Origin of the sequence: Stieleria maiorica (assembly GCF_008035925.1) — a bacterium.
Taxonomy (GTDB): domain Bacteria; phylum Planctomycetota; class Planctomycetia; order Pirellulales; family Pirellulaceae; genus Stieleria; species Stieleria maiorica.
In genome coordinates, this window is the sequence record NZ_CP036264.1 from 1887879 (window position 1) to 1906312 (window position 18434).

The following is an 18434-nucleotide window of genomic DNA, read 5'->3' on the forward strand; positions in this document are numbered from 1 at the left end:
TTGATGAAAGAGGTTAATCTAGCGTAAAGTCGTGCTAGCGGTCATTCAAGCGCACGCCCCCCTCCGGTCCGACGAGTCATGCGAATCCCATCGCAATTTAACGATTCCAGCCTTTATCGCCCCAGGCGAGGGGATGGAAATTCAAAAAAACATCGGTCGGTCCCGGGCGCGACCGACAGCCGGCGACGGTTGATTCGGCTGGGCGTCGTGTTGTTGTTGGTTGTCGTGGTGATGCGCGAAGCGCGTCGCCCCGGCCTGTACCAGACGTTTTTCGACACCCGAGAAGAGAACTGGATCCCGATTGCCCCCGCGGCCGACCCGACGGGGAGGTCGGCCCAAACGGGCGCCCCCGCCGACCGGATCGCTGCGGCGGGCAACGACGTGACAGTCAACGCCCGTGCGGGCGAGTCGGGCGCAGCGATTCGACGTGCCACCGCACGGTGGGTCGATGCGATGGAGGTACCGCTGCAACGGGCCTGGACGGAGTCGCTGATCAAGATCCAGTCGTCGTCCGCACAAACATCAACGGGCTGGGGCGGATTGTCGGTCGATCAGTTCGACGCTTCGACCGAGTTGGTGCAACAATCATCGGTGCAGCAGGGACACGAAACGCACGACGAATTCCTGGCGATGATCCAGACGCTTCGCGATTGTGCCGTGGCCGACGAGTGCCCGCCGGGGGTGTGGGGGCGAATCGCATCCGTTGCCGTTCCGACCTTGGACGCGCTCCAGGCTGCGGCGACCCGGCGCGTCTCCGACGGCACCTTTTGGACCAGCGCCGATAGCGACGCGTTCTACCTGGGACTGGTACGGTCGGACGCCTTGCCCTCCGATGGTGGTGTCACGACCGGAACACTTCCGTTGCTGCAACAGCCCGAGATCTACCGCGGCCAGACGATCCGCTTGGTCGGCACACTGCACTTGGCCGAGCCGAAGACGGCCCAGTCCAATCGTGCCGGCGTGGAGAGCTATTGGAAATTGTGGATCATCCCGGCCGACGGCGGGATCCGCCCGACGATTCTGATGACGCGCGAGTTGCCCGGCTTGATCGCTGACTCGCTGACCGCAGACGGAAAATGGGACCATCAATCCAACCCCGACAACCCGGATGGCAAGATCGCCGCGGTCGGTCGGTTCATCAAACGGTTGCCCTACCGATCGTCCATCGGTGCCGACCTGGCTCCGGTGGTGATCGGTCGCGTGGTCGGTGCCAAAGGCCTCGCGTCGACGTCGGGCGAGCAATCTGGCGGTGATGCGACGGGCGATTCGGCGGCGGCAGGCGGTGACCTGACCGGGCTGGTGGGAGTCTTGCTGGCGATCGTCGGCGGCATCGCATTGGCGGGATTCTTGATGTATCGAAGCGCCCTGGACGCCAAGCGATCGCGGACCTTGCGACAACACGCCGGGGACGATGTCAAACTGGACCTGGACGCCCTGGCCGACCACGATGCCGCCAACGAAGGAACACAATCATGATCGCAACGCCGCGACGAACGACGCGCTGGTGTCTGGCCGGACCGCGACACGTTGACGTAGCTACGCTCGCCAGAGCGTGGATGATGCTGAGGATCCACCTTCTGGCGAAGGTAGCTACGTTTCTCGGGCAATTCACGTCGTACCACGATCCGCCAATCGCATCGAATGCGCTGTTGATCATTGCGTTGCTGGTGTGCGGAGTGTGCTTCGGCCGACGCGCCACGGCGGAATCCGCCATCGACCTGCTGAGCGGTTTTGATGCCGCGCGGATCGGTGGCTGTTTCCCCGTCAGCGACTCCGAGGTGGCCGGTGAGATGTCGCGGTTGCTGTATCGGTTGCGGAAGGCAGACCAAGACGTGCTGGCCTTGCGCTCACCGGGATCGATCAGTGATCAAACGCTGGCGGCCGGACTGACCACCGGCGATGCGGTCGAAGTGGAAGGGACGATCACGGCGGTGCGACAGTATGATGTCCCCGAATCGCTGACCGAATTTCTGGATCTCAAGACGTTTCAAGAGTTGGTGTTGGCCCTGCCCGGTTCGGAAGATTCGATCTCCGTTTTTTCACCGCCCCTGGTCGGAAAAATCTCCCAAGGCGATCGCGTCAAAGCGATGGCGGTTGTGATCGATGCGTCAAGTGCCGAACAGGTGTTTGCGGCCGGTCGCGTCGCCTGGTTCCCGTCGATGGCCGAGAGCGTCGGCTGGAAATTGCTGGCCCGCCAAGGAGTGGACTTGAGCCGCATCGCCGAGGCGGCGTCGCGCAATCGCCGCTCGTTGGAGAGCGCCGACGGTGACGCATTTTATTCGATGCTCTCGGCGGCCAAAAACCTGGACACGGAGCCCTTTGATCCGGCCGTCCCCCTGACGCCGTTGACGATTCAGCCGGTCGCCTTGCTGCAATCCCCGCAAGACTATCACGGCCAATGGATCCGCATGAATGCATCGACGGTGCGGATCACCCGGGTCAGCGTGACCGATCCGGCACGGCAGGAACAACTGGGGCAAGACCACTACTTCCAAATCGATGCCAGCGGCGACTTGGGCAACACGATCATTCAACTGGCGCGTGGCGAAGGTGAGACCGGTGATCCGATTCTGATCAGCGGCACCTATCCGGTGACGCTGGTCGCGGCGACGTTGCCGAGTTTCCTGAGCGAGCAGCTCGGCGGCAATGAACTCGGCGACCAGGGCGCCGTCGTCGCGATGGTCAGTCATCCCGTCGCGATCGATGGTTTTTTCTATCGGTTGTGGAGCTACAAGAACGAATTCATGACCCGCGAAGGCGGCGGCAAACAGGTCGGCCCACTGGTGGTCGTGTCGGCATGGCAATCCACGGCTCCGCCGGCCGGGGAGGACGGCGGAGTTCAAGTGATCGGGTACGCCCTGGCCGTTGCCATCGTCGCGGCCATCGTCGCCACCATCTGGTGGACCCGTCGCAACGCCAAGGAAGACGCCGAGGTCCGCGAAAACGCCTACGAATCCGTCAAGATCGATCTCGAGTGATTGGCCCATCTCGATCCTGAGGGGGACTCGATTGGCAAAACGCTAATCGTCATCGATCGTGGCGATTTCGACCGTGCCGCCGGAGTACACCGTGACCAAGATGTCTTTCCGTTGGTTCGTGGCCACGCGTTGGAAATGCTGCCCAACCCCGTCTCGCATCAACACCTCCAATCCCGAGTCGTGGTCCCATCGGGAGTGTACGCCAGACAGGAAATCAGGGGTTGGGGGTTGCGTCCCCAGGTCATGGAATCGACACGCCGCTGATCGGCTCCGGTTGCCCGCTGTTTCCAGTGTGCTGCGATCTCGGGTGCAGCAAGTCGCAAGTCGTCGGAGCTGAGTTGTCCGTCCGGTCGCAGGTGGTTCGCATCGATCTGAAAGCACCGGATCCGTTGCTCGCTGCGCGACAAGGCGGCAACTTGCGATCGGCTGGAGACCGCGACATCGTCGACACCATTGTGAAAAGCCGGGAATTGATCCAGCAGCTCGTCGGGGTGGGTTTCCCGCCACAACAGTTTCCATTCCAGGCCTCGCAAAGGCGACAGCGATGGGGCGTCGCGAAGTCTTTGAAGGATCTCGATCGCTTCGGCGGTGTGTCCTCGCCGGAGTCGATCCTCGGCGATTTGGACCTGGCCGATGTACGTCCGTAGCGCCAGATCCCGGTTTGCCGCCAACGTCATACTCAAGAGCCAGACGATCACGCCTCCGACGATGACCACCAGCGACGCCAATGAGGCGCCGGCGGCGCACCAGCCGCGATGTTTGCGGATCCATTTTCCGGCTTTGATTCTCAGCGACGGTGGCGCCGCGGCGATCACGTCGCCGGCGATGTGCCGTCGGATGTCCTCGGCCAACATCGCCGCGGATTGGTAGCGGTGGTCCGGATCACGATCGATGGATTTCATCACGATCCAATCCAGGTCACCGCGCAGCCGACGAATTCGCGATGTGATCACGCCGTTCCCCTCGCCAAGTTCACACTGCGTCAACAATAAACTGGGCAGCAACGGATCTTCGGTTCGAATACGGCGGATCGCCACATCCAGGGGCTGCTCGCGCAGTTCCGCCGCCTCCAGGGGTAAACGAAAAGCGATCAGTTCATAGAAGGTCAGCCCCAGACCATAGACGTCGCTTCGCGTGTCGCACTGCGGGTTCCCACTCAATTGTTCGGGACTCATGTACTGAAGCGTGCCGACCATCTCGTGCGAACCGGTCATCGCCGGGGCGTTGTTGTCAAGATTCTTGGCGATGCCGAAGTCGACCTCTCGAATAGGTGCGAACCGGTTCGACACACCCGCGAACGCGATTCATGAATCGTCGGCAAAAAATGACTCGGCCGATTCACGCAAACGACACAGCACACGGGATCGCCCCGCGATCACCGCCGCCTTGGTCGTCCCCAACTGATCGGCGACGTCCGCCGGTGACATCTCCTGCAACGCCGTCATACAAAAGGCATTGATCGTCAACGGGGCGAAATCCGAACGGACCGAATCCAATAACCGTGCCAGCAAATAGCGATCGTGCTCGACATCGAATTGCCGGTGAACTTCATGGTCCGACGCTGCAAGCGACTCTGCCAACCAGTCCAAGTCGACGCCGGGTTCGGTGCGCTTCCGGCGACGATACCGACGCAATTGATTGATCGTGATCCTTCGCAACCAACAACGGAACGCACCAACCGACCCGTTGTGTTGGAAGCTCGCGATCTGACATAAAACCGTGCAAAGCACCTCCTGCCGAATGTCCGCGGCATCGGATTCCGACAGCCGCTGTCCGATCAACCAGCGATGAATAAACGGCTCGTACAGCTCACAAAATTGACGCCAGGGGCCGACGGCGTTGCCCGCCTGCAGCTGACGAATGAACAAAACCGACGTCGTTTCCGGCATGAGTCGTGCCCGCAAAAAATGGTTCAGCCATGCACCGAGACTCTCTGGATGTATGCTGGACCCGCCCGGAAAGGCGGTCAACCGATTTGCGGCTCACATCGGCCTGCATTCAGCGGTCCGCGCACGCCGGACGGGCGTCATTTGCGAGTCCAGTTCTGGGCAGTCCAGGGTTGCAATGCCAAGGGTGCCATCGTCGTCGACCTCCATCAACCGGACGCTTTGCGTGGGATGATGGACCGCGATGGTTGAAATGCCAGGGAACATTCCACCGTCACGCTCGAGCTTCAGCACCTTCTTACCGGGCAACCACGAATAAGTGTGTTTGGCCGCCGGGGCCTGTTCGGTGTTCACCCAGCTTCCTCCCACGAGAAGGTCTGCGAATGACTGCAAGGCTTTCTTTGAATGCTTCAGAGTGACCTTCGTATTGGTGACCGTGAACGGCGGTTTACCTTCGGCCGCGTCGCCGCGAAAGTCAAATTGGTTATCTTCGAATTCCAGTTCGATCCCGACGTCGTCGATGGATTGATCACCACCGTACCGAAGGTCGACGTATCCGCGCCAGCGGTCGTTTCCGAATTCGTTGAAATGCAACACGGCACTACCCGAGGGCGTCGCCCAGACTTCGATGATTTCGGCGGCCTTGTCGTCCCAATAGCTCATTCCGTTTAGCACGTGGTGACCTTCGCGGCCGGTGATCACCAAGCCGGTCTCGGAATCGTTCCAGCGTGCCAAGTACAGACCCTCGAACGTTTTGTTGTTTCGCACTCCGCGTGTCGTCCAGGTCCCGACTTGTCGGGCCATCCGCGTTTTCACCGCTTCGGGGATCCGTGTGGTCGCCGACTGAGGCGTGACTCGATCAGGATCCGCTTTCCGCCGGACGAACGTAAACACGCGGTCCGGTTCGGGCTTTCCTGCGAGCACGGTTTGATAATTCGTCCAGACGATCTTGTCCGGGGAATACTCCGAACGCAGCTTGGTCGTGCGTCGCGTTCCATCGGGCAGCGTGCTTTCACCCTGTCCTTCGGCCCTGTCTTTGGAAACGAGCGTGTAGGTCGCTTGTCCGATCCCGATTTTGTCGCTGACGAAGTTGTCGACCAATTGCTTCGAGTCGGCATTCCATCCGTGCAAATAGTTCCCCGAGACCTTTCCCTCGGGCCCCACCTCTTGGAAACGGCTCAGCAGTGCCGCACCGTTTCCGCTCCGCCGGACACTCCAAACGCCGTGGTAGGTTTTGCCGTTTTCCTGATAGCTGTAATCCCACGTTCCGGACAAATACTGAAAGTGTTGGTCGATTTCGTCCGGCAGCGGTTTGTCCTGAGCGGGTGCGGGTTGCTGAGCGGGGGCTGACGTGTAGAGGGCGAAGACGAACAGCACGAGGGGCACGATGCATCGAACAGGCATGGATGGCTCCGAGTTCATTGGGGTAAGAGAAGCGATCGGGGGAAACGAATCCGTGGGCGTCTGTTCAGACGAGGAGGCGTTCGGAAGCATTCCAGCGGTGACACGTCTGGAAGCCTGTCCCGCGTTTTGACTGGCGGGTTGCATAGAAAGGCGCGCCGGACGTGACGGATCACGCCGGGCGGGACGTTTTTTGTGAAAATCACAGACTGGCTCACGTCGGCCGTTTGATTCCGGTCGGCGGGGCGGCAACCGAACACGTCGATCGACCGAAATTCTGGGCGACGGCTCCTGCCGCGACATTGCCTCTACTTGACCGCGGCGGCTGGTCGGCGACGATGGACGCTTGTCAGGCTATCCCCCTTCCTTTCCTTTAAAGAATCAACCATGCGTCGCGCAAAAATCACCGTCATCGGAGCTGGTAACGTCGGAGCAACCTGTGCACATTGGTGCGCCGCTGCGGAACTCGGTGACATCGTCTTGCTGGACATCCCCCAAACCGAAGACATGCCGGCCGGGAAAGCACTCGACCTGATGCAGTCGTCGCCGATCATGGGATTTGACTCCAAAATCGTCGGCACGACCAGCTATGACGATGCGGCCGACAGCGACGTGATCGTGGTCACCGCCGGCATCCCGCGTAAACCGGGGATGAGCCGCGATGACTTGCTCAGCACCAACGCACGGATCATCACCAGCGTCGGCGAAGAGATCAAAAAATCCAGCCCCAACGCCGTCGTGATCGTCGTCAGCAATCCGCTGGACGCGATGGTGCAACAGATGTGGAAGGTCACCGGGTTTGACCGCGCGAAAGTCTGCGGGCAAGCCGGCGTGTTGGACACCGCGCGATACCGCACGTTCCTGGCGATGGAACTGGGCGTCAGCGTCGAAGACATCAGCGCCCTGTTGATGGGCGGCCACGGCGACACGATGGTGCCGATCCCCAGCTGCACCAGCGTCGGCGGGATCCCCGTGACGCAGTTGATCGATCCGGCACGGCTGGAAGAGATCGTCGAGCGGACCCGCAAGGGCGGCGCGGAAATCGTCTCCCTGCTCAAGACCGGCAGCGCCTACTACGCCCCGGCGGCGGCCTGTGCCCAAATGGTCGAAGCGGTCGTCAAGGACAAGAAACGCTGCATCCCGGTCGCCGCCCTGTGCGAAAGCGAGTACGGCGTCGGCGGCTACTACGTCGGCGTGCCCGTGATCATGGGCAGCGGCGGAGTCGAAAAGGTGATCGAGCTGAAACTGACCGATGCCGAAACGGCCGACTTCCAAAAGAGCGTCGATGCGGTCAAGAGCCTGGTCGCGTCGATGGACGAATTGCTGGCCGGCTAGACCGGCAAACGCGTCCGCTGGATGCGGTGATTGTTGCTGTCCAGGACGTGCATTCGTTGTTTTGAATCGACGACCAGCCCCCAGGGCTGGTAGAGCTGGCCGATCTCGAATCCCGGCGCCCCCCAGATCGCCTGTGGGGTGCCGTCGGCCGCCAGCCGTTGAATCCGCTGGTTGCCGTATTCGCAAACCAGCACCCCTCCGTCGCCCAGCAGCGCCAGGTCATAGGGGTAGTGAAACTGTCCCGGCTGTTCGCCTTGCCGGCCCCAGGCGTCGATCCAGCGTGGCTGCGAACCACTGATGTCGTAGCGTTGGATGCGATGATTGCAGGCGTCGGCGATCCACAGTGTGTCGCCGGCGATCACCAGACTTTGCGGCCGGACGAATTTTTCTATCTCACGTCCCGTGCCGCCCCACTGGGTGATGAAATTGCCGTCCGGATCGAACTTCTGGATCCGATCAGAGTCCCCGTATTCACCGATGTAGTAGCAACCGTCGCGGTCGGAAACGGCATCGGTGACGAACGCAAACTGCCCCGGGTCGCGGCCCGCCTGGCCCCCGATTTCCTTCTCCTGGACCCGGCTTCCGTCCAGGGTGTAAACCAGCATGCGGTAGTAGTGCGTGTCGGCGACCAGTAACAAGTCGTCCTCGGGCGCACGTCGGTGCTGAATCGCCAACCCGGTCGGCCGCCCATTCTTCGTTTCTGGTGTTTTCCACTCCCGTAGCCAATTCCCATCGCGGTCAAAGACTTGGATGCGGCCGGTTGTATCGACGATGTACAGTTGGTCGTTGCGATCGATGGTGATCGCGCGGGGTTTTAGAAATCGCCCCGCACTCTGGCCCCTGCGTCCCCACACCAACTCCGTTCGTCCATGCCCGCTGGCCGGAACGCATCCGGTTGCGGCGGCGCCGACGGCCGCAGCGGCAATCAGTCCGGTACGGCGCAGCATTTCACGCCGCAGCATTTCACGGCGCAGCGTTGCGGGGGAATGTCGCAGGTCCGGTTGGCTCATGTGTCTATTTGACGACGGTGGAATCGGCTTTGGGTGCCGCGACTCGTTTTTTCTGGCAGCATCGTCATTCTACAGGGCTTTTCCGAATCGTCCGGTTGTCGACCTATTTTTGCCGCTCGTACAATGTCCACAACCGCTCCGCCAAGGTTCGCCGCCATCCCAGCGATGATTCGATCCGGCGGCCGCGAGCGTTTTTTTGTGTGACCAGTTGACAGCCTGATTCGTCGGTATTCATGACCAAAGTCCTTGACCTTCGCGAAACCGACGACCCCAGCGACATCATTCACCGCACCGTCCAGGCGTTGACCGAAGGCCAGGTGGTCGCGCTGCCGACCGACACGGTGTACGGGATCGCCGCCCACGCGTTGAATGTGCAGGCGGTGGAGCGAATTGTTGAAATCAAAGGCCGCGACGAAGAACCGATGGCGATCTCGGTGAGGAGCCGGCAGGCGGCCGAAGATTTTTTTTGCGAGGCGTCTCCGGTCGCTCGGCGGTTGAGCCACCGCTGCTGGCCGGGGCCGTTGACGCTGGTCACCCCGTGCCAAAACGATCATTCGGCCGTTCATCAGTTGCCCGCGTCGGTCCGCAGCCGCATCACCGGCCCGGGCGGGGGAATCGGGTTCCGCGTGGTGGACCACCGCATCTTGGAAGCGATCCACCGATTTATGGCTGCCCCGCTGGTCCTGACGAGTGCCAATTTAAGCGGAAAACCGGCCGAAACGACCGCCGAAGGCGTGCTGGAACAACTCTCCGGGACGCTACCACTGCTGCTCGACGACGGCCCAACTCGTTATGGTGGGGCGTCGACGGTGGCCCGCGTGATCGGGAACCGCTGGGAACTGTTGCGTGAAGGAGTGATCGAACGAGCCGCCATGAACCAATTCGTCAAACCCGTTATCGTAATGGTATGCACCGGCAACACCTGTCGCAGCCCGATGGCGGAAACCCTGATGCGAGAATTACTGCGAAAAAAGATGGGCCGGGAAGACGCGGTCCGGGTTTTATCGGCAGGGGTCGCCGCGTCGACCGGAGGAAGCGCGAGCCCGCAATCGATCGAGGTGATGGGAGAGCGTAAACTGGACTTAACCGGACATGCCAGCCAACCGTTGAATGAAGACATCATGAACGTTGCCGATCTCGTGCTGACCATGACACGTTCCCACCGTGCCACCATCCTGGCCGCTTGGCCGGACATGCACGATCGTGTGTTCACCTTGCGGCATGACGGCGGCGACATCTCCGACCCGATCGGGATGCCCGTCGATGCCTACCGGCAGTGCGCCGACCAAATGGAAGGCGAGCTGGAAAAATGGTTTGAACGTCTAAGCGACGACTTTTTTCCTGAAGTCTCCGACGGAGACAAGGAGGAGTCTGTGTAATGCGAATTTCACTCGGAAGCGATCACCGCGGCGTGCAGATCAAGGCCCGCCTGATTCAATCCCTGACCGCCAACGCGTTCGAGGTGCTCGACGAAGGCACCTACGGCGACTCCTCGGTCGACTATCCCGATTTTGCCGAAGTGGTCGCCAAACGCGTCAGCGACGGCCAGGCCGATCGCGGTATTTTGATCTGTGGCACCGGCATCGGGATGGCCATCACCGCCAACAAGTTCCCCGGAGTCCGTGCCGCACCCTGCTACGACGAAGTCATGGTCGAAATGAGCCGGCGACACAACGACGTCAACGTGCTGTGTCTGCCCGGCGACTTGATCGGCGAACGATCCATCGATGATCTGGTGCTCCGCTGGTTGCAAACCGATTTCGACGGCGGACGCCACGCCGAACGCATCGCCAAGATCAATAAGATCGAAAAGGAAAATGTGAACGAACGCAGTTGCCGGCCCAGCGATCACGGCCAAGCCAGCGCCAACGGTCAAGCCAGCGCCAACGGCCAAGCCAACGGCCAAGCCAACGGCCAAGCCAGCGCCAACGGCCAAGCCAGCGCCAACGGTCAAGCCAGCGCCAACGGTCAGCCCGCCGCGGCGGATTCATCGGCCACATGATCGCGTCCTGGAACGATTTGATCGGGAACCGTCACCTGGAATCCTGGTTCGGCAATTCGATCCGGCAACAACGCTTCGGCGGCAGCTTTCTGTTGGTCGGCCCCCCCGGCATCGGCAAACGCAGCGTCGCCACGCTGCTGGCCCGGACGCTGCTGTGCAACCGCAATCCGCCCGAGTCGATGCAGCCCTGTGGAGCCTGCGAAGCCTGTGTGCAGGTCAACGCCGAAACACACCCCGATCTGATTCGTGTTCGCAAACCGCACGACAAGACGGTGATTCCCGTCGACTTGTTGATCGGTCGCCCCGAAGTGCGGATGCAAGAAGGGTTCTGCCGCGATATCCGCTTGAGCCCCTACTGCGGACGCCGCAAGGTTGCGATTCTCGAGGACGCCGATTTTCTGAACGAAGAAGGTGCTAACTGCCTGCTCAAGACGCTCGAGGAACCGCCCTCGGATGCCGTCATCATGTTGGTCGGGACCAGCGAGCAAAAACAGTTGCCCACCATCCGTTCGCGGTGCCAGGTGATCCGGTTCGCACCGTTGGGCGATGAAGACGCCGTGCGGTTGATCAGCCAGGTTCATCAGGTCCAGGCCGACGCGGCGGAGATCTCACGTGCGGTCGATATCTCCGCGGGAGACATCCCGGCGGCGCTGCGTCTGCTCGGTGGCGATTCCAGCCGCTTCCGCGATGCCTTCATCGGTGCACTTTCGGGGCCCTTCCCCGACCCGATCGCGATTCGCCGGATCGTCACGACGCGGGTGGACGAAGCCGGCAAGGACGCGCCGAAAAAACGTGCCGTGCTGCGCGATGTCTTTTCCATGGCCGTCGGGCACTTCCGCAAAGCGATGCGTGACGAAGCCTTCGCCGCCTCGGCCCGGCCGATCACCCTGGCGCGACTGGACCGCAGCATTCGCGCACTCCGTGAACTGGAACGGATGGCCAACGTTTCCACCTTGATCGATTGCTTCGCCGCCGACATCGCCGCCGGCCAAACGGGTGACCGGGGTGAGATCGGCTCCTAAAACAGCATCGCTTTCGGTGACCGTGGAACTTTGGGCGGCTCGATTGCCCGGCCCCTTTCGCTTTGCCGAACACTGTTGGCTGCTGGTCCGTCGTGGCGAACAAGTCGACCGCTGGGAGGTCTGGCAGGACGCGGACTTCGGCGGGGACAGTTGGGGGCATGTGCATCGAAATCTGATGGCCCCGACGGCCGGCATTCGCAACCACCCCGCGTATTGGCTGCACCAGTGGCACGGAGAACCGGCCGATCAACTGGCTCAACGCATCGAAGACGCACCGAACTCGTATCCCTGGTGCGGGCTTTACCGTTACGTCCCCGGCCCCAACAGCAACACCTTCGTCCAGTGGTGCCTGGAAGATCGTTATCGGTTGTCTTGGCGAAGCGTCGGGGCCGGCTATGCGCGTCGGGCGCGGGGCTGAAGCGGGGAGGAACGCGATTGGTCAAAAAATGGGGTGGTCAAAAAATGGGGTGCGCAGAAAATGGGGTGCGCAGAAAATGGGGTGCGCAGAAAATGGGGTGCGCAGAAAATGGGGTGCGCAGAAAATGGGGTGCGCAGAAAATGGGGTGCGCAGAAAATGGGGTGCGCAGAAAATGGCGCGAGCGCCGGTATCATTCCTTTCAGCATTCGGAGCTTCTGATTTGCACGGCGTAATCTCAGACGCCATCAGGCACCTGATGTCCCGACAGTGGCAAGCAATCACGACAGCTGGATCGTTGGTATGAACACGACATCAGATATCATTGTCGCGAGTCTGGACTCCTTTGACGCGATCCTTGCTGACGTTCGCAATGCGATGGAGTTGGATGTCACGCCAAAAGGAAACGTCAGCATCGACGACATCGTCGCTGTCGTTGCGATTCATCGAAACGTCATCGACGATCGTTCGGAATGGAGGAAAATCCGACGTGAAGTCTACGCCCGCTTTGCCTCTCACGAAGTGATCGCGACACGAACGCTTGCCGCGATCCCGGATTCAGTACGCGACGAAATCGCAGCATTGATGAATCAGGATGTCGGATCAATCGCTCCCCGTTGGGTCGAACTCGACGACGCGACGCCGCCGGATCATGATTCGGCGCTTCACGCACTGCGACGCCTTGTCGACGTCTGTAAGCAGGCAAAAGCCTCCCGGCTCTGTGTAATGTTGCGTACAAACCAACCGCCGAATGACTTCGAAACCGCTTTCAACAAGGCAGCCGGAAAACGGCTTCCGAAATTCCAGAAGGCCTTCGATTCATGGAATGACTCGAAAAAGTACGAGGCACACCAACGATACAACTATTATCGAAAGCAAGGTGTCGAGGATTGCCTGGATCAAGTCCTGAGAGACTTCAGTCGACCCAAGACGTCTCGGCTGAATCTGAAGACGGATCAACGCAAGATTCGCAAGTACATCACCAAGCGAGTGAAGAGCTATTCCAAATCACCATCGCCCGCGTTGGGTGATCCCGGCGACCCGATCGGAAGGATCGCACTCGAATTTGACCTCGAATACGAAGGCTTCGTTGACCTGGTTTTTGATACGCGCCCCGATGCTGCCGAAGCGCATGAGTTTGTTGAGGACACGGGGGACCGTCTTGAACTTTATCACTGGTTCGAAGGCACGGAGCGATTTGCTTGTGAGAACCTGCCGTTGAAGATCACCTTGCAGGACGGAAGCAAGGTCGTCATTGAACCCGATTCCGATGGCGAAGCATACGATCAATACGTCGGAGAGATGCTTCGCGAGACGTTGGTCGAACTTCGACAAGCAGGGACGTTTTCAAATTTGCCGATCGCCGATTCCTGTGTTTTGTCTGTTGGAGGCGTCCACACGAATTACTTCTGGCAATCGGGGATTGAGCCGGCGTAGGGGGGCGACGGGTGGGCGGGGCAGCCGGCGGTGTCACGCCGATTGACTTCATCCGATTGCACGTGGGACCAGCCGTCACGCGCGAGCGTACGGGCCTCATGCTCCGAAAAAACGCCCTGATCCCGTAGGCTGGCGCCAAACGGCTGACTATGTCGGCAGGCCGGTCAGTCGGCGGGCAAAACCAATCCATTTTTGATCAACAATCTGCACCGCTCTGCCGCAGCATCATTCCACATGCAGGTAGCCCTGCGGCGAGAGTCTCAAATACTTGCCTTCGTGGATTCTCCACAGCCCGGTGCGTCCGACGATTTTTCCGATCGCGGTCAACGGCGCGGGTAGATCTGCGGTCACCAATCGCTCGGCGTCATCCGGTGAGACGGTCAGCAGCAGTTCAAAGTCTTCGCCGTCGCTCCAGGCGTGCTGGAAGGGTTCGCGGCCGGTCTTGGCGGACAACTTGATCGCGTCGGGGTGGATCGGAATCGCGTCGACGTCCAATTCGACACCGTAGCCGCTGCTGGCGCACATCCGGTCCAGATCCAGGGACAGGCCGTCGCTGACATCGATCGCCGCATGCACGGTGGCCAGCTTGCGGATGGCGGCGGCGAGTTCCAGACGCGGCGTCGGTCTCAGGTGCCGGCCGACGATGCTTCCTCCAAAGCTGCCACTGGCCAGCACGACGTCGCCTTCGACCGCGCCGCTTCGCAACCAGGGATCACCGCCGGCCACGTGACCGAGCAATGTGATGCTGATCGCCAGCGGACCGTCATAGGTCGACAGGTCGCCGCCCGCGATGGCGACATCGTATTGCTTGGCCGCTTCGATGATCCCCTCGTAGACCTCACCGGCAACCTTCGTCGCGTTTTGTTTGGGCAGCGTCAACGTGACCAGGGCGCTGGTCGCGACCGCTCCCATCGCCGCCATGTCGCTCAGGTTGATCGCCATCGCCTTGTAACCGACATCGGACAAATCGTGTTCGTCGAAGGCGAAGTCGACGCCGTCGATGATCTGGTCGGTGCAGGCGACCAGCGGGGATGCGGGCGATCGGATGACAGCGGCATCGTCTCCGATTCCGACATCGACCTGGGGCAGCGACCGCGTGCGGCCTTTCAGATAGGCGAGAAAGGATTGTTCCATGGTGTCCTGTTCTTTCATAGAAACCGATTAAATCAACACGCCGTTTCGGGATTGGTGATGCGGCGATCGACAGGCTGGAAGCCAGGCCCACCCGTTTGCACCGCGGGCGCCTATCCGATGGAGAAACCACTTTCCCGTTTCAGCGATTCTGTCCAGGTGACATCACAATCGTCGATCGAGCCGGCCGGGCGAGCTGCGACGCGATCGACCAGCTCCTTCAATTGCCCTTTCGGACCGTCGGCGTCGACCAGCACGCTTCCGTCGGGCTCGTTACGGACAAAACCGTGGATGTCCAATCCCCGTGAATGAAACAACACGGTCGCGCGAAAGCCGACCCCTTGAACGCGTCCCCGATAGCGAGCGATCAATCGAACGTTCATCGCAGCGCCGTATCGATGTCGTCGTTGCCGACCGTGTCGATCGGTGTGGGCCCTGCGGCAGCCTCGGGGGGCGGGAGCCGTTGGATGACGACCAGACACATGTCGTCAAACGGTGGTGCGTCGCCGACGTGCTTGAGCACCGCATCGACGATCTGGTCTTTGATGGCTCCCGCATCGCGTTCCTTCGCGGCCAACTGACGGATCGCTTCGATCCCGAACTCGTTGTCCTTGGCGTCCATCGCCTCGTTGACGCCGTCGGTGTACAGCAACAGGACGTCGCCGGGTTCGACTTGGATATTGACCGCTTCGTACTCCATTCCGGAATCGATCGCGATCGGCAGCCCGGATTCCTCCCCGCCGGGCTCGGTGATTTCGCCGCTTCCGGCGTGCCGCCAAATCGGAGGCATGTGGCCGGCGTTGACGATCGTGGCCTGGCTGCTGGCCGGATCGACGACGATCAACAAGAACGTCACGAATCGATCGACGCCCAATTCGCTCATCCGGTCGTTCAGCTTTTCGATTGCCCGCGCGGCGTCGGGTTCGCCGGCCAGGCAGAACCGGGTCTCGGCGGACAGCTTGGCCATGAACATGGCCGCCGCAACGCCGTGGCCGACGACGTCGGCCACGACAATCCCGATCTTTCCGTCGGCCAGCTGGATGTAATCGAAATAATCGCCGCCGATATGGTTGGCCGCCTGGTAATAGCTTTCGACGGCGTAACCGTCGGCGTCGGGCTGTTGCTGGGGCAGGAACGCCTTCTGGACGTCGGTGGCGAGCTTCAGGTCCTGTTCGACCTCGCGTTGATGCAGCGCCTGTTCGTGCATTTGGGCGTTGGTGATCAGGATTCCGGCCTGAGCGGCCACTCCGGCCAACAGATCGATGTCCTCTTCGACGAATTGGCCGCGGCCTTGCGTCGAATCGATTTGGATGGCGCCGAACCGGTTGCCTTGGGCATCGCCCAGGGGAGCGCAGATCATGCTCTTGATCGAAAAATCGGCGATCGATTCGCTGCTGTTGAATCGACTGTCCTGCATCGCATCGAAGGACAGCAGCGCCTCGCCGCTGGAGATCACGCGGCGAATGATCGTTCGGCTGATCCGCACGGTTTCGGTTTCGTCGCGTGCCTGGCGCGTCTTGATCCAACGGGTTTGAAGCCCGCCGTCTTCGGTCTCCATCACGATGAACCCGCGATCGGCCGAAGGGAAGATTGAAAACAGGCTGTCCAGGATGCCCGGCAGCACGCTATCGAGCGACAACGTGTTGCTGAGGTTGCGGTTGATCTTCAGCAGGGCTTCGAGTTTCGCCTCGGGCGTGGCCCGCATTTTCAGGCCGTCGCCGGACTTTTCAAACTCCACCTGCGGGGCGACCACACGCGAGCTGTCCGAGTCGTCATCGACCATCACGATCCCGAAACTGGAACCGCTGAAGGTCATTTCCGCGGATCCGCCGGAGGCAAATTCGGGAACACTGTCGCTGTGAAAAATCAGCTCGATGTCGCTGATCCGGATGCGGTCTCCCTCGCGAAGGATCTGGCCGCCGGAGAGCAGTTGGCCGTTCAGGAAGGTGCCGTTTCGGCTGCCCAGATCGAACACGGTGAACTGGTCTTTCTGGCGAACGACTTTGGCGTGGTAACGGCTGACCGCGCCGGCATCGACAACGATGTTGCAATCGGGGTGGCGGCCAATCGAAGTCTCTTCGTCAACCAGTTCAAAGCGTTCCGGCCCGCCGCTGACTGAGCCAGCGGCGGAGTCCACGCCTGAACCGAGCGCGCTGCTACCGACACTTGTTGACAAAAACGCCATCGATCCGTTCGACTCCCATCGGTTGTCGTTGCTCGCACACTCCGGCCGGAAATCAGTCCTTCTCTTGGTCGGATGCCCCCGGCAGCGGCGACTCAGGAACACTGTTGTCCTCGTACTTCGCTTCCGGGATCTCCGAGTCGGCCTTCGTCGCCAGGATGCTGTGCGATACCGGGTACGACTGGCTGGTCGGATCGTCGGCGTCGGCGGAGACCTCTTCTTCGGTGACCTTGGCGTTCTCGACGACCAACTCGATCACCTTGCGCTCGACGATCTGGTTGCGCAAGGCATCCATTTGACCGGTCTTTTCCAACCGGGCACGGGTCCGTCGCAGGCTTTGACCGGATTGTTGGGCGATCAGCATGATTTCGTTTTCGAATTCCTGCGGTTCGGCGTCCAGCGATTCTTCTTCGGCGATCTGCTCCAGCACAAAGTGCTCGCGCAAGGCCGCTTCGGTCGACGCCCGCGCGTTTTGCTGCAGTGCGTTGACGATCCCGCGGATCGTCGTGTCGTCGAATCCGTTGCGTCGCATTTCCAGAACACGCCGTTGCAGTTCGCGGTTGGTTTGACGACGGACCAGGTCTTCGGGCAATTCGAACGTGACCGACTCGGCCAGCAAGTTGGTCACCTTTTGGCGGACGGCTTGCTGCGTGCGGTATTCGGCTTGGCGAACCAGCGAATCCTTGATGAATTCGCGGAGTTCCTCTTCGGATTCGAAATCGCCGAGTTCTTCCAGCAGGTTGCTGGTCAGTTCGACCTCTTCCAGCTTTTGAACTTCGACGATTTCGACTTCAGCGGTGATCGTGCGTTCGGTTTCGCCGGCACCTTCACCGAGTTTGACCGGCGTGGTGACCGTGTCGCCTTCCTTCTTGCCGGCGACATCGGCGCCGAAGGATTCGCACACGCCGTCGCTGAGCGAAAGTGCCGCAGCGAGCGTGATGTTTTCCTCTTCCAGGGTCGAAAGCACCTCGTCGCCTTCCTTAAACCGAATCGTCACGACCAACTTGTCGCCCAGTTCGGCCGGCTCGTCGGTCGCCTCGAAATCGGCGCGGTCCTTCAAGACGCGCTGCAGTGCGGTGGTGACCGCTTCGTCGTCGATGGTTTCGACCGGTTTGGTCAGTTCCAGTCCCTTCCAGTCGGGCGTTTCAAACTCGGGGCGAACTTCGATCGAGAACTGGAACGAGAACGCGCCTTCGCCGGGATCGGGAATCGAGTTGTAATCAAAGTCGGGCTCGCTGATCGCCGAAAAGTCTTGGCTTTCGGTGACTTGGGACAGGGCGTCCATCAACAGCTTGCCCTTAACCTGCTCGACGACGCGATCTTTGAACTGCTTTTCAACCAAACGCCGCGGGGCGCGGCCGCTTCGGAAGCCGGGAACCTGGGCTTCGGGGACCAGTTCGTCGTACGCTTCCTTCAAATAACGCTTGACTTCGGATTCGGGGACGGTCACGACAACGTCGCGAACACACGCCTGGGGAGAGCTGACCTGGACGTCCAGCTGGAGTGGGGTCGCTTCATCGGCGTTTGCGGGAGAATCAATGGACGTGGACATCCTGTAACGCACCTTGCACGGGGACGGGGTGGAAAAATTTTATGTCGACTGCGATGCGATTTTTCGCTGCAGCGAAATGCTTT

General features: G+C 60.8%; 16 protein-coding genes and 1 pseudogene. 8 read left to right on the forward strand and 9 right to left on the reverse strand.

Annotated features, from left to right (window positions below):
• The first annotated feature begins 78 nt into the window (after window positions 1-78).
• Complete coding sequence (locus tag Mal15_RS33940; RefSeq protein ID WP_167546658.1) at window positions 79-1476, forward strand: hypothetical protein; 1398 nt, start codon at window positions 79-81, stop codon at window positions 1474-1476.
• Complete coding sequence (locus Mal15_RS06280) at window positions 1473-2978, forward strand: hypothetical protein (protein WP_147866984.1); 1506 nt, start codon at window positions 1473-1475, stop codon at window positions 2976-2978. The genes Mal15_RS33940 and Mal15_RS06280 overlap by 4 nt, the downstream gene beginning before the upstream one ends.
• Window positions 2979-3136: 158 nt before the next feature.
• Here the strand turns inward: Mal15_RS06280 and Mal15_RS06285 are convergent, their stop codons facing one another.
• From Mal15_RS06285 to Mal15_RS06295, 3 genes are all read right to left on the reverse strand, one after another.
• Window positions 3137-4267 (reverse strand): serine/threonine protein kinase, encoded by a 1131-nt coding sequence (locus tag Mal15_RS06285; RefSeq protein WP_167546659.1) that lies wholly within the window; start codon window positions 4265-4267, stop codon window positions 3137-3139.
• Between the two features lie 15 nt (window positions 4268-4282).
• Window positions 4283-4867: an RNA polymerase sigma factor gene (locus tag Mal15_RS06290; protein WP_147866986.1), complete on the reverse strand. Its 585-nt coding sequence runs from the start codon at window positions 4865-4867 to the stop codon at window positions 4283-4285.
• Between the two features lie 93 nt (window positions 4868-4960).
• Window positions 4961-6268 (reverse strand): hypothetical protein, encoded by a 1308-nt coding sequence (locus tag Mal15_RS06295; protein ID WP_147866987.1) that lies wholly within the window; start codon window positions 6266-6268, stop codon window positions 4961-4963.
• A gap of 384 nt (window positions 6269-6652) precedes the next feature.
• Between Mal15_RS06295 and mdh the strand changes: the two genes are divergently transcribed.
• Window positions 6653-7600, forward strand: a complete 948-nt coding sequence (mdh, locus tag Mal15_RS06300) for a malate dehydrogenase (protein ID WP_147866988.1) — start codon at window positions 6653-6655, stop codon at window positions 7598-7600.
• Here mdh and Mal15_RS06305 read toward each other — a convergent pair.
• Together Mal15_RS06305 and Mal15_RS34880 are read right to left on the reverse strand one after the other, a co-directional pair.
• The gene (locus Mal15_RS06305; RefSeq protein ID WP_233903310.1) at window positions 7597-8610 is read right to left on the reverse strand and encodes an NHL repeat-containing protein; all 1014 of its coding nucleotides are present in this window, start codon (window positions 8608-8610) and stop codon (window positions 7597-7599) included. The two genes, mdh and Mal15_RS06305, sit on opposite strands and share 4 nt — an antisense overlap.
• A gap of 103 nt (window positions 8611-8713) precedes the next feature.
• Window positions 8714-8845, reverse strand: coding sequence for a hypothetical protein (locus Mal15_RS34880; RefSeq protein ID WP_261344590.1), 132 nt, complete (start codon window positions 8843-8845; stop codon window positions 8714-8716).
• Here Mal15_RS34880 and Mal15_RS06310 point away from each other — a divergent pair.
• The 5 genes and pseudogenes from Mal15_RS06310 to Mal15_RS06335 all read left to right on the forward strand — a co-directional run bounded on the left by Mal15_RS06310 (window position 8844) and on the right by Mal15_RS06335 (window position 13486).
• Entirely contained in the window at window positions 8844-9989 is a 1146-nt protein-coding gene (locus Mal15_RS06310; RefSeq protein WP_147866989.1) for an L-threonylcarbamoyladenylate synthase, read from the forward strand. The two genes, Mal15_RS34880 and Mal15_RS06310, sit on opposite strands and share 2 nt — an antisense overlap.
• Window positions 9989-10420, forward strand: a pseudogene (gene rpiB / locus Mal15_RS06315) (ribose 5-phosphate isomerase B); the annotation flags it as partial. The gene Mal15_RS06310 and the pseudogene rpiB, both read left to right, overlap by 1 nt.
• A 188-nt stretch (window positions 10421-10608) precedes the next feature.
• On the forward strand, window positions 10609-11634 hold the full coding sequence (locus Mal15_RS06325; RefSeq protein WP_147866990.1) for a DNA polymerase III subunit: 1026 nt from the start codon (window positions 10609-10611) through the stop codon (window positions 11632-11634).
• A gap of 16 nt (window positions 11635-11650) precedes the next feature.
• The gene (locus Mal15_RS06330; protein WP_199773810.1) at window positions 11651-12052 is read left to right on the forward strand and encodes a DUF3750 domain-containing protein; all 402 of its coding nucleotides are present in this window, start codon (window positions 11651-11653) and stop codon (window positions 12050-12052) included.
• A 300-nt stretch (window positions 12053-12352) separates the two neighbouring features.
• Window positions 12353-13486, forward strand: coding sequence for a hypothetical protein (locus tag Mal15_RS06335; RefSeq protein ID WP_147866992.1), 1134 nt, complete (start codon window positions 12353-12355; stop codon window positions 13484-13486).
• 225 nt (window positions 13487-13711) lie between these two features.
• Here the strand turns inward: Mal15_RS06335 and Mal15_RS06340 are convergent, their stop codons facing one another.
• The 4 genes from Mal15_RS06340 to tig all read right to left on the reverse strand — a co-directional run bounded on the left by Mal15_RS06340 (window position 13712) and on the right by tig (window position 18351).
• On the reverse strand, window positions 13712-14620 hold the full coding sequence (locus tag Mal15_RS06340) for a thiamine-phosphate kinase (RefSeq protein ID WP_147871868.1): 909 nt from the start codon (window positions 14618-14620) through the stop codon (window positions 13712-13714).
• Window positions 14621-14730: 110 nt separating this feature from the next.
• Window positions 14731-15000: an acylphosphatase gene (locus Mal15_RS06345; protein ID WP_147866993.1), complete on the reverse strand. Its 270-nt coding sequence runs from the start codon at window positions 14998-15000 to the stop codon at window positions 14731-14733.
• Complete coding sequence (locus Mal15_RS06350) at window positions 14997-16802, reverse strand: SpoIIE family protein phosphatase (RefSeq protein ID WP_147866994.1); 1806 nt, start codon at window positions 16800-16802, stop codon at window positions 14997-14999. Before Mal15_RS06350 ends, Mal15_RS06345 begins: the two co-directional genes overlap by 4 nt.
• A 52-nt stretch (window positions 16803-16854) precedes the next feature.
• The gene (gene tig, locus Mal15_RS06355; protein ID WP_147866995.1) at window positions 16855-18351 is read right to left on the reverse strand and encodes a trigger factor; all 1497 of its coding nucleotides are present in this window, start codon (window positions 18349-18351) and stop codon (window positions 16855-16857) included.
• Window positions 18352-18434: the final 83 nt, after the last annotated feature.

Coding starts and splice junctions, on each gene's coding strand:
- Mal15_RS33940 (WP_167546658.1), top strand. CDS start 79: ATGCGAATCCCATCGCAATTTAACGATTCCAGCCTTTATCGCCCCAGG.
- Mal15_RS06280 (WP_147866984.1), top strand. CDS start 1,473: ATGATCGCAACGCCGCGACGAACGACGCGCTGGTGTCTGGCCGGACCG.
- Mal15_RS06290 (WP_147866986.1), bottom strand. CDS start 4,867: ATGCCGGAAACGACGTCGGTTTTGTTCATTCGTCAGCTGCAGGCGGGC.
- Mal15_RS06295 (WP_147866987.1), bottom strand. CDS start 6,268: ATGCCTGTTCGATGCATCGTGCCCCTCGTGCTGTTCGTCTTCGCCCTC.
- mdh (WP_147866988.1), top strand. CDS start 6,653: ATGCGTCGCGCAAAAATCACCGTCATCGGAGCTGGTAACGTCGGAGCA.
- Mal15_RS06305 (WP_233903310.1), bottom strand. CDS start 8,610: ATGAGCCAACCGGACCTGCGACATTCCCCCGCAACGCTGCGCCGTGAA.
- Mal15_RS06310 (WP_147866989.1), top strand. CDS start 8,844: ATGACCAAAGTCCTTGACCTTCGCGAAACCGACGACCCCAGCGACATC.
- Mal15_RS34880 (WP_261344590.1), bottom strand. CDS start 8,845: ATGAATACCGACGAATCAGGCTGTCAACTGGTCACACAAAAAAACGCT.
- Mal15_RS06325 (WP_147866990.1), top strand. CDS start 10,609: ATGATCGCGTCCTGGAACGATTTGATCGGGAACCGTCACCTGGAATCC.
- Mal15_RS06335 (WP_147866992.1), top strand. CDS start 12,353: ATGAACACGACATCAGATATCATTGTCGCGAGTCTGGACTCCTTTGAC.
- Mal15_RS06340 (WP_147871868.1), bottom strand. CDS start 14,620: ATGGAACAATCCTTTCTCGCCTATCTGAAAGGCCGCACGCGGTCGCTG.
- Mal15_RS06345 (WP_147866993.1), bottom strand. CDS start 15,000: ATGAACGTTCGATTGATCGCTCGCTATCGGGGACGCGTTCAAGGGGTC.
- Mal15_RS06350 (WP_147866994.1), bottom strand. CDS start 16,802: ATGGCGTTTTTGTCAACAAGTGTCGGTAGCAGCGCGCTCGGTTCAGGC.
- tig (WP_147866995.1), bottom strand. CDS start 18,351: ATGTCCACGTCCATTGATTCTCCCGCAAACGCCGATGAAGCGACCCCA.